Origin of the sequence: Paenibacillus popilliae ATCC 14706 (genome assembly GCF_000315235.1) — a bacterium.
Taxonomy (GTDB): Bacteria; Bacillota; Bacilli; order Paenibacillales; family Paenibacillaceae; genus Paenibacillus_B; species Paenibacillus_B popilliae.
Genome location: NZ_BALG01000315.1, coordinates 1 through 2,444, shown reverse-complemented (window position 1 = coordinate 2,444; position 2,444 = coordinate 1). Strand labels below are relative to the sequence as shown.

The following is a 2,444-nucleotide window of genomic DNA, read 5'->3' as shown; positions in this document are numbered from 1 at the left end:
AGCATCCGTTCTGGGTGCACGGCCAAGGATGGGTGGAAGCAAGGCATTTGAAGGTTGGAGATCTGCTTCAAAGTCCAGAAGGCATGCCCTATCTTATCGACCGGATCGAGATAAAGAACAACAGTTTACCTGTGTATAACTTCGGAGTCGATGAAGTACATAATTATTTCGTTACGGAGTCGGAAATATGGACACATAATGTCATCGGAGTGATTGTAAGAGCGATAGTACAAGGTGTTACAAAATACGTTGCAAAAAATACTGCGAAAAACGTTGTAAATAACGCTGCAAAAAACGTTGTGAAAAGTGCCGGAAAAAGCACTAGCGCTAGTAAGGTGTCTAGGGGGACGGGAGGAGTTACTAGACCTAAGTATGTACCGAAGGATGCTAATGGTAATCCATTTGCTCTTCCACGAACTGATGGGAGGATGATAAACGGTACTGTTCACATACCAAGATCCATGAACCCTCATACTCAGATTGGATGGCAAAAAGGAAGAAGGGGAGGCTATATTCAAACTTTAGAATGGGGAAAAAACGGTGTCCCAGTAAGACGTACAGACTGGACTAACCACGGTCGTCCACAAAATCATACAAATCCACATCACCATCCTGCAATATTTAAAGATGGCTCATGGAGTTTCATCAAGTAAGGGGGAGTTAATTTGGATAGCAACACCAATACATTGATAGATCCAAGATACATCATTAGGCTTAGTGGCGAGCAATTTGAAAGTGATTTAAGTTGTTTAGGTGAACAATTGGCTCGATTACTAAATTGCATAGAGCAAGAGACAAAACAGCTTTCATGGTATGCCTTTGATGTATTCGGTAGTACCCATCAATCCTTGGACATTCTTTTTCCTAGACCATATTGTAAAATTGGAAACACCGTAGATTTGGTGAATAAAGTAAAAAGAGTTGTTCAATTTCATTCAGGTGTTTTCATTGGTGCTCATAGAGAAACAAAAATAGATTGGGATGTGGATAATCTTCCAGAAACGGAGGAAGGAGAAGGGTTACAACATCCAAGTGCTGTAATTGAAATTCGATCCTTTGATTGTAGCTACTTTGAGATATACGGGATTGATAATAGAATGGAGAGAAAAATAACGTCCTGCTGTGAAAAATGATGGGCTGTTCAGTGCTAAATAAACATCTTTTGACTACGATAAACGGATATATGCTCGGGTCTGTCAAGACTTTTCCCCCAGGGGGGCGTATCCCCAATGTCATTAAGTTAAGGATCAAGGTCAAAAATCAAGAATAAGAGCTGGTTATCGAAAAGATAGCCGGCTTTTTTTTTATACGAAAAAGAAAAACAGGACTTGACAAGCAGATGAAAGTGTGTGGCGAAGCCCCTTGAAAAAACGAGGAGGTTACGCCAATGAATGAGTACGCGAATTCGCTAAAAGAAACGCTGACATCCCTCATACGAGAAATGGCAGCCGCACCAGCACCTTATGTCAAAAACCCTGAAAAAGATTTTACCCGAAAGAAAAAGCTCCCCTTTGAAACGGTTATGCAACTCCTGATCTCCATGGGGGGCAACAGCATATATAAGGAACTCCTGGAATCCCAAGGTTATAACGTAAACGCCGCAACCACTTCCGCTTTTGTCCAACAGAGGAATAAAATCCTGCCGTCTGCTGTGGAATTCTTGTTTCACGCATTTACGCAATCGTATACGGATATCAAGGACTACCGAGGGTATCAATTACTTGCCGTTGACGGTTCGGATTTGCATATCGCAACTGACTCTGCGGACACGGACACCTATTTTCAAAGTCAACCGAACACGAAAGGCTATAACCTTCTGCCTTTGAACGCTGCCTATGACTTGTGCAACAGACTGTACGTGGATGCCATTGTTCAGCCACGAAGGTTGTGCAACGAGGGAAGGGCGCTGGCTGCTATGGTTGACCGTTCTCCCATCAAGGGCAAAACCATTGTTATTGCCGATAGAGGTTATGAAAGTTACAACAATTTCGCGCATCTTGAACGCAAAGGGTGGAACTATGTCATACGGGTAAAGGATTTGGATTCCAATGGTATTCTTTCGGGCTTGCGTTTGCCCTCTAGCGGAGAGTTTGATAGGGACGTTCACCTGACACTAACCAAAAAACAAACCAAAGAGGTCAAGGCTAATCCCGGGATTTACAAGTTCGTTCCTTCCACGTCTACATTTGATTTTTTGGATTTGCATGAGAACTTGTTTTACCCGATTTCCTTTCGGGTTGTTCGTTTCGTCCTGCCTCATGGCGCTTATGAAACCGTCATTACGAATCTTTCTGCCGCTGATTTCCCACCGGGTGAAATCATGTCTATGTATAACATGCGATGGGGCATTGGCGTGTCCAGCTAAGGACACAACTTCTTATCGGTGAAAGTCCGATCGGGAGAACAGACTACACTCCCGTAGCCTGAGAGGCATCGCGGAACGA

The 2,444-nt window shown here is 43.3% G+C and carries 3 protein-coding genes; all 3 read left to right on the top strand.

The features are described from left to right. On the top strand, nt 1–653 hold a 653-nt coding region (locus PPOP_RS16680; protein WP_006287818.1), incomplete at its 5' end, for a polymorphic toxin-type HINT domain-containing protein. A gap of 12 nt (nt 654–665) precedes the next feature. After that, nucleotides 666–1,133 carry a hypothetical protein gene (locus tag PPOP_RS16675; RefSeq protein ID WP_042229513.1) on the top strand — a complete coding sequence of 156 codons (468 nt, stop codon included), beginning with the start codon at nt 666–668 and terminating at the stop codon, nt 1,131–1,133. 254 nt (nt 1,134–1,387) lie between these two features. Beyond that, on the top strand, nt 1,388–2,365 hold the full coding sequence (locus tag PPOP_RS16670; RefSeq protein ID WP_006287817.1) for a transposase: 978 nt from the start codon (nt 1,388–1,390) through the stop codon (nt 2,363–2,365). The last annotated feature ends 79 nt before the right edge of the window (nt 2,366–2,444 follow it).